This is a genomic window from Aquabacterium sp. (assembly GCF_021768455.1).
GTDB lineage: Bacteria > Pseudomonadota > Gammaproteobacteria > Burkholderiales > Burkholderiaceae_C > Aquabacterium.
On the sequence record NZ_JAIZVX010000010.1, the window covers coordinates 39,521 to 47,519 of the forward strand.

A 7,999-nucleotide genomic window follows, 5' to 3' on the forward strand; every position below is an offset into this window, starting at 1 on the left:
TCATGGCAGGGCTGGGCTGATGCGAACCTCCGGCTTCATGCTGATCGAGGTGTTGGTGGCCTTGCTGATCTTTTCGCTGGGCATCCTGGGCTTGCTCGCAGGGCAGCGCCAGGCGGTGCAGCAAGCGAGCGCCGCGCAATACCGCGCCATCGCGGCAACGCAGGCGGCCGATCTGGTCAGCAAGATGTGGCTGAGCGACCGCACCGCCGCAACCTTGCAGGCGCAATTCGCCAGCAGCAGCCAAGGCAGTGGCTACACCACCTGGCTGAGCGCGCTGGCGGCATCCGGCCTGCCCGGGGTCAGCAAGCATCCGCCGACGGTCAGCTTCACCACGGTGGCGGGTGGCACGAGCGCCGCGTCCAGCAGCCTGGCCACCATCTCCATTTACTGGCAGGGGCCTGGCGATGAGGCCGCCCACCAGTACACCGCCACGGCGCAACTCAAGTGACCCAGCGTCCCTCGACCTCACCGCAGCGGGGCTTCAGCCTGATCGAGATCATGATCGGGCTGGTGATCGGCATGCTCTCGATCCTGACCGTGTTGCAGCTCTACCTGAAGGGCGACATCCAGAGCCGCGTCACCACGCATGGCAACGATGCCCAGGTCAGCGCCACCATGGCCACGCATGAGCTGGGCCGCAGCATCCGTCAGGCCGGCTACGGCCTCAATGCCTTCCGCTTGCTGGGCTGCAGCCTGACGTACACCACGCTCACGGACAAGGCCTCGGTCACCCTGACAGCCCTGGCACCCATCACCGTCAACCCGGCCTCCTCAATGGTGCCAAAGGGCGACGCCAACACCGACACGCTGCTCGTGGTCAGTGGCAACGCCAACGTCACCAGCGAAGGCGATCCACTCACCACCACGCCAACGGCATCCGGCACCGGCACGGCTTTCACCGCCACCACCCATGGCTATTTCGGCGCAGGCGACTGGGTCGTGCCAGCGCCGCTCACCCGGGGCACCTCCTGCGCGCTCTACATGGGTACCGTGACCAGCGTGGACGACGGGGTGCAACTGAGCACCTCCGCCAACAATGCCACCACCTCGGTGGGTGCGGATGCCGTGCTCTACAACCTGGGGAGTGCGCCCTCCATCCTGGCCTGGGCGGTTCGCAATGGGCAACTCACGGTGTGCGACTACCTGCGCTACCAATGCGGGCTCAGCAGCTACACCAGCAACCAGACCGTGTGGGTGCCGGTCGTCAGCCGCATCGTCAGCCTGAGGGCGCAGTACGCCCGAGACACGTCCGGCATCTCGGGCAGCACATCCAGGATGACCGGCGTGGCCGACACCTACGACCAACTCACCCCAGGCAGCAGCAACGACACCAGCAGCATCGCCCTGGCTTGCCGCTGGGCACGGGTCATCGGGGCGCGCTTTGCCGTGGTGGGCCGCAGCCAGCACACCGATACCAGCTACACGGCCACCAACCCGACCTGGTCGGGCAGCAGTGGTGCGGCGATCGACCTCTCCAACTCCAACACCGGTTGGCAGCGTTTTCGCTACCGACTGCTCGAAACCACCATGCCCCTGCGCAACATCATCTGGCAGGGCTCACAGACGACCTACCAGGGAGGCGATTCCGGATGCTGAACCGCCCACGCGCCGTTGTTCCACGCGTTCCGCGCCCCCGCACTCAGCAGGGGCTCGTTCTGTTTGTGGCGCTGATCGTGCTGGTGGCCCTCGCCCTGGCCACGGCGGCCATGATGCGATCGGTGGGCTCCGGACAGGTGATCGCCGGCAACCTGGCCTTTCAGCAGTCGGCGGTCGGATCAAGCGACCGCGGCACCGAGGCCGCGGTGGCCTGGCTGGAAAACAACAAGGGGCTGAGCAGTTCCAGCAGCGCCAGCGCCTGCAGCGTCGGCTCGTCGGTGCTGGCCTGCGATCAGAGCGCCCAAGGCTACCTGGCAACCCGCAGTGACCCCGCCAGCAGCGTGGCGCTGGACGCCTGGTGGACCACGCTCGCCGCCGCGGTGACACCGGTGAGCCTGGCCAGCGACGCCGCCGGCAACAGCGTCAGCTACCTGATCCAGCGCATGTGCAATGCCACCGGCGACGCCAGCAGCGGCAGCTGTGCGATCACACCGAGCTCGACCGAATGCGGCCAGAGCCACAACGTCAACAGCGGCAGCACGGGGTGCGACAGCCAGGTCTATTACCGCATCACTGTCAAAACCACCGGCCCGCGCAACACGGTCAGCTACACCCAGAGCATGGTGGCCATGTGAAGAGACAACGCCCATGAACCACACGCCCCCCCTCTTCCGCCAAAGCCTGATCCGGCCTGTCTGCCTGAGCCTGGGCATGACGTTGCATCTTTGGGGTCACACCGCCGTGACCGACCTGGCCAGCGCGCCGCTGGAAACCTCCACGGCCACACTGGTCAAGCCCAACATCTTCTTCATCCTGGACGACTCGGGCAGCATGAGCTCGGCCTACCTGCCTGATTGGGCCAACACCTATGTCAGCATCGACAAGCTCTATAAGAATCCAACCTTCAATGGGGTCTACTACGACCCTGCGGTGACCTACACCCCGCCCGTCAAATACGACGGCAGCAGCTACCCGAGCATGACCTCGGCCAACACCAGCGCCTGGAGCACCGTACCGGTGGACGGCTTTGGGGTGCAATCCACCTCGACCACCAACCTGGCCACCGCCACCAAGACCTATTACGTCTCCATCGCCGGTGAGTACTGCACCACACCCAGCCTGCACACCTGCGCCACGCAGAGCGCAGCGTCCACCACCTATCCCTACCCCGCAACGCTGCGCTGGTGCACCAACTCGGCCTTGAGCAGTTGCCAGGCGCGCTACATCTCGACGGCACCCAGCGGCGGCTCGACCTACACCTACCCGCGCTACCCGACGGCCAGCATCTCTGGCGGAACCGTCCCCGGGAGCATCCAGACCGTCACCATCAGCTCAAGCACCAGCAGCTACACCTACCCAGGCAGCAGCACGCGCGCCTCGACGCGGACCGACTGCACCACCAACACCACCACCTGCACCTACACGGAGGAGATGGTCAACTATGCCAACTGGTACGCCTATTACCGCACGCGGATGCAGATGATGAAGTCGGCCGCCAGCCTGGCCCTCATCGACCTGAGCACAAGCTATCGCCTGGGCTTCATGAGCATCAACAACGCCACTGGCAGCGATTTTCTGGACATCACCGACATCACGACAACCAGCGGTGGGCAGAAAGCCAAGTTCTACGCCAAGCTGTTTGCCGCCAAGCCCAACGGCACCACCCCCTTGAAGAAGGCGCTCTACACAGCAGGTCGTTACTACGCCGGCAAGCTCACAACCATCAATGGCGTCACCGCTGGCGACCCGATCGAATACGCCTGCCAGCGCAACTACACCCTGCTCTCCACCGACGGCTACTGGAACGAGTCGACCACCCCGTATCAGGTGGATGGCAGCACGCAGATCGGCAACACCGACGGCAGCGAGTCGCGCCCCTATTACGACGGCAATGCGCAGTCCAACACCCTGGCCGACATCGCCGAGTATTACCACGCCACCGACCTCCGGACTTCGGCCTTTGGCAACGCCACCAACCGCAGCACTGGCACCGACGTCTCCAGCAACAGCTACAGCAACGGCCAGCAGCGCATGTACACCTACACCCTGGGCCTGGGGGCCTCGGGGTACATGCTGTTCGACAGCAACTACGCGTCGGCCACCAGCGGCGATTACTACGATGTGCTCAAAGGCACGGCAACCAGCAGCGCCACCCTGGCGGCGGGCACCTGCCCCTGGCAAAGCTCGGGAGCCTGCAACTGGCCCACGCCGGCCAACAACACCCAAACAGCGGTCGACGACCTCTGGCATGCGGCCATCAACGGCCGCGGCGCTTACTACAGCGCGGCCAGCCCCTCGGAACTCAAAACCGGCCTGACCAACTTCGTCAACGCTGTCAGCGCCGCCACCAGCAACTCCGCCGCGGCCACGGCCAGCACCCCCAACCTGTCGGCCACCAGCGCCAACTACGTCTTCTCCAGCAGTTTCTGCTCGGCCAAGTGGTTTGGCGAACTGGCCCGCTACACGCTGGATGCCAGCACAGGCGCCATCGCCAGCACACCCGACTGGGCCCAATCCGGCGCAGGCAGTGACTGCACCTCGTCCAGCGGTGCCCTCACGACCACCGCCCTGCTCGACAACCTCAGCTGGAGCACGCGCAAGGTCTACACCTACAACCCAGCCGCCAGCTCCACACTGATCCCCTTTGAATGGAGCAGCCTGACCAGCACCATGCAGAGCTACTTCAAGGTGGCGGCCTTGTCCAGCCTGTCTCAAATGTGTGCGGCGGGCAGCACCTGCCTGCCCACCAGCGCCCAGGTCGACAGCAGCACCGCTGGCACCACCACAGGCGCGGGGGGCATCAACCTCGTCAACTACCTCCGTGGCGACCGAAGCAACGAAGGCTCGGCCAACACGAAGTACTACTTCCCCCGCACCCATGTGCTGGGCGACATCGTCGATGCCCAGGCCATCTACGTGCAGGCCCCCTCCTTCTCCTACAGCGACACCGGCTACAGCAGCTTCAAGACCGCCAACGCGAGCCGACAAGGCATGGTCTATGTGGGTGCCAACGACGGCATGCTCCATGCCTTCCGCAGCGACACGGGCGCGGAGTCCTGGGCCTACATCCCCTCGATGCTGCTGCCTTCTCTCTACAAGCTGGCCGACAAGAACCACGCGTCCACCCACAGCCACTTCGTCAACGGCAGCCTGACCCGCGCCGACATCTACGTCGACAGTGCCTGGCACACCATCCTCGTGGGTGGATTGGGCGCAGGGGGTCGCGGCTTTTACGCGCTCGACGTCACCGACCCGGCCGGTCCAAAGGTGCTGTGGGAGTTCACCCACGACACCAGCGCCGCCAATGGGTATGTGCGCGACGAAGACCTGGGCTACAGCTTTGGCACGCCCATCGTCACCAAGCTTTCGGATGGGACCTGGGTGGTCCTGCTCTCTTCGGGCTACAACAACGTGTCGCCCGGCAGTGGCAAAGGTCACCTCTGGGTGCTCAACGCGGCCACCGGCGCCATCCTGCACAAGCTCAACACGGGGCTGGGCGCCAACGCCAGCGGCAGCCTGGTGACGGGCTGCAGCGTGTTGCCCTGCCCCAGTGGCCTCGCCAAGCTGAGTGCCTGGGTCGACAACACCCGCAACAACACCGCTGAATACGTGTACGGCGGCGACCTCTACGGCAACCTCTGGCGCTTCGACATCACCGGCCTCACCGCCACAGGCGGCAGCGCCACCGTGCAGTTGCTGACCACCCTGGCCGATGCAGACGGCAGCCGCCAGCCGGTCACCACCACGCCTGAGTTGGGCTACGCCAGCAGCCAGCACATGGTCTACGTGGGCACGGGCCGATACCTGGGCGTGAGCGATGTCTCGACCACCCAGACCCAAACCATGTACGCCCTGAAAGACCCCTTGACGGGCAGTTCGACCAGCACCGCGCTGTACGCCAGCCCGCGCAGCCAGGTCTGCGGCAGCGCCACCACATCGGGCTGTTTCGTTCAGCAGGTGCTGACCAACAGCGATGGCGGCAGCACCCGCACCGCCTCCAGCACCGTGAGCTACAGCGTCGACCTCGCCACCATGAACGGCTGGTTTGTCGACATGCCCGTGTCGGGCGAGCGCATCAACGTCGATCCTTCACTGAGCAACGGCACCCTCGTTTTCGTGAGCAACGTCCCCAGCAGCGCCGGCGCCTGCAGCACCGGGGGCTCCAGCTACCTCAACTACCTGTCGTACAAAACCGGGCTCGCCGTGGGCACGGCCACCGAGGCCGGCGTCCTGCTTTCGGGCACCGCCCTGGCCAGTTCCGCCACCCTCATCAAGACCACCACCGGCAACACCAAGGGCATCGTGGCCCTCTCGGACGGCAGCCGGGGCGTCTACACCATCCCCACGTCCAGCACCAGCACGGCCACGCGCCGCCTGTCCTGGCGCGAACTCATCATCGGCCAGTGAGGCCGCCCCTTCACACGCCGGCATGAAAAAGGCGCCCACTGGGGGCGCCTGGCTGGCTCACACGGTGCGGCCGATCACAGAGATCAGAAGGGGGCGTCGTCGCGCTTGCGGCCTTGCGAACGCTTGTCGCTGGCGGCTTCTTCCTGTACCTCGGCGGCCTTTGCCGCGGCCGTGATGCGGGTGCGCTTGGGTTCGACCGGCGCAGCGGCCTTCTGGGCGCGTGCCTCATCTTCGGCCGCCTGCAGTTGCGAGATCAGGGCGTCGTCTTCCGGGTCCGACTCGCCTTCGTCGGCATCGATCTCGTCGGCACCGATCTCGTCGGCACCGACGGCCTTCGGGTCTTCGGTGATGACACGGGTGTAAGGCGCCAGGGTCTTGACCAGCTGGCCGTAGATGCGGGGCGTGCCCGCCACGATTTCACGCTGGTAAAGGAAGTCGGGTTCGCCCGTGAAGTTGCCCACCAGGCCACCGGCCTCGGTGATGATCAACGAGCCTGCGGCCACGTCCCAAGGGCTCAGACCGGTCTCGAAGAAGCCATCGAGGTAGCCTGCTGCCACGTAGCACAGGTCCAGCGAAGCGGCACCCGGGCGACGCATGCCGGCGCACTGCACCATCACCTCTTCGAACATCTTCATGTAGCGCTGGAAGTTGTCGCCCTTGCGGAAGGGGAAGCCCGTGCCGATCAGGGTTTCCAGCATGCGCGTGCGCTTGGACACGCGGATGCGGCGGTCGTTCAGGTAGGCGCCCTTGCCCTTGCTGGCGTAAAACAGGTCATTGCGGCTCGGGTCGTAAACCACGGCCTGCTGCACCTGACCACGCCAGGTCAAGGCGATGGACACCGCGTAGACCGGGAAACCGTGGATGAAGTTGGTGGTGCCGTCGAGGGGGTCGATCACCCAGACGAAGTCGCTGTCCTTGGCGCCATGCTCGCGGCCCGACTCTTCGGCCAGGATGCCGTGGCCGGGGTAGGCTTCCAGGAGGGTGGCAATGATCACGTCTTCTGCCGCCTTGTCCACCTCGGTCACGAAATCATTGTGAGACTTCGCGGTCACGGTCAGACGCTCGATGTCGAGCGACGCCCGGTTGATGATCGCCCCGGCTGCGCGGGCAGCTTTGATGGCGATGTTGAGCATGGGGTGCAGGGCTTGTGACATATCTTGGATGGTCGAGAGGCGTTGACACCACGGCCAACCCAAACAAACACCCAGGTTCATGAGAAGCATGACCTGCAGTGCCACAGAGGGCCCGGCGCGGCGGGAAAGACGGCAACAGTGATCAAAGAACGAAGAGAATCGAGCATTCTATAGAAAGCCTTCGCTTTTTGCATCCTTCTTTTTGCCCCCGTTCTGCACCCATGAGCACACGCCAGCCCGACCCCACCCGATTCATCCTGATCGGCACCAGCCATCCGGGCAATGTGGGCGCCACGGCGCGCGCCATGAAGGTCATGGGCTTTTCTGAACTGGTGCTGGTGCGACCACGTTTTGCCGATGTGCTGATCCAGGAAGAAACGGTCGCGCTGGCCAGCGGTGCCGCCGACATCCTGGTGCGCGCCCGCGTGGTCGACACGCTGGCCGAAGCGCTCGATGGCGTCACCTTCGCCCTGGCCACCGCCATGACCCCTCGCGACTTCGGCCCCCCCACACTCAGACCTCGCGAAGGCCTGGCCGACCTGGCCCGACACGACCCTGCGCACAAGGTCGCGTTCGTGTTTGGCAGCGAGCGCCATGGCATGGCCAACGAAGACGTCTACCGCTGCCACGCCGTGCTCAGCATCCCCACCAACCCCGACTACGGCTCGCTCAACCTCTCACAGGCCGTGCAGCTGCTGGCTTACGAGTGGCGCCAGGCCCTCGGTGGATTCGGCGTGGCCCCCCGGACGCCCGAGCCCGAACTGGCCAGCGGGGAGGCCGTGCAAGGCCTCCTGGCGCACCTCGAGCAGTCGCTCACAGCCATTGGCTTCCTCGACCCCGCCGCCCCCAAGAAGCTGATGCCC

6 protein-coding genes are annotated in these 7,999 nt (G+C 65.4%); 5 read left to right on the forward strand and 1 reads right to left on the reverse strand.

Annotated features, from left to right (window positions below; translation table 11 throughout):
* The first annotated feature begins 19 nt into the window (after positions 1 to 19).
* The 4 genes from pilV to QZ994_RS02680 are packed head-to-tail and all read left to right on the forward strand — an operon-like array spanning position 20 to position 6,003.
* Positions 20 to 448, forward strand: coding sequence for a type IV pilus modification protein PilV (gene pilV / locus QZ994_RS02665; RefSeq protein ID WP_290867819.1), 429 nt, complete (start codon positions 20 to 22; stop codon positions 446 to 448).
* Entirely contained in the window at positions 445 to 1,596 is a 1,152-nt protein-coding gene (locus QZ994_RS02670; protein ID WP_290867823.1) for a PilW family protein, read from the forward strand. The genes pilV and QZ994_RS02670 overlap by 4 nt, the downstream gene beginning before the upstream one ends.
* Positions 1,590 to 2,231, forward strand: a complete 642-nt coding sequence (locus QZ994_RS02675; protein WP_290867825.1) for a hypothetical protein — start codon at positions 1,590 to 1,592, stop codon at positions 2,229 to 2,231. The genes QZ994_RS02670 and QZ994_RS02675 overlap by 7 nt, the downstream gene beginning before the upstream one ends.
* A 13-nt stretch (positions 2,232 to 2,244) precedes the next feature.
* Positions 2,245 to 6,003, forward strand: a complete 3,759-nt coding sequence (locus tag QZ994_RS02680) for a PilC/PilY family type IV pilus protein (protein ID WP_290867828.1) — start codon at positions 2,245 to 2,247, stop codon at positions 6,001 to 6,003.
* 83 nt (positions 6,004 to 6,086) lie between these two features.
* On the opposite strand, the gene QZ994_RS02685 is transcribed toward QZ994_RS02680, so the two are convergent.
* Positions 6,087 to 7,157 (reverse strand): inositol monophosphatase family protein, encoded by a 1,071-nt coding sequence (locus QZ994_RS02685; protein WP_290867832.1) that lies wholly within the window; start codon positions 7,155 to 7,157, stop codon positions 6,087 to 6,089.
* 200 nt (positions 7,158 to 7,357) lie between these two features.
* Between QZ994_RS02685 and QZ994_RS02690 the strand changes: the two genes are divergently transcribed.
* The coding region (locus QZ994_RS02690) for an RNA methyltransferase (RefSeq protein WP_290867835.1) at positions 7,358 to 7,999 on the forward strand (642 nt) is incomplete at its 3' end.

What these genes read in the sequence shown, in the direction of transcription:
- pilV (WP_290867819.1), top strand. Translation starts at nt 20, where the DNA reads ATGCGAACCTCCGGCTTCATGCTGATCGAGGTGTTGGTGGCCTTGCTG.
- QZ994_RS02675 (WP_290867825.1), top strand. Translation starts at nt 1,590, where the DNA reads ATGCTGAACCGCCCACGCGCCGTTGTTCCACGCGTTCCGCGCCCCCGC.
- QZ994_RS02680 (WP_290867828.1), top strand. Translation starts at nt 2,245, where the DNA reads ATGAACCACACGCCCCCCCTCTTCCGCCAAAGCCTGATCCGGCCTGTC.
- QZ994_RS02685 (WP_290867832.1), bottom strand. Translation starts at nt 7,157, where the DNA reads ATGTCACAAGCCCTGCACCCCATGCTCAACATCGCCATCAAAGCTGCC.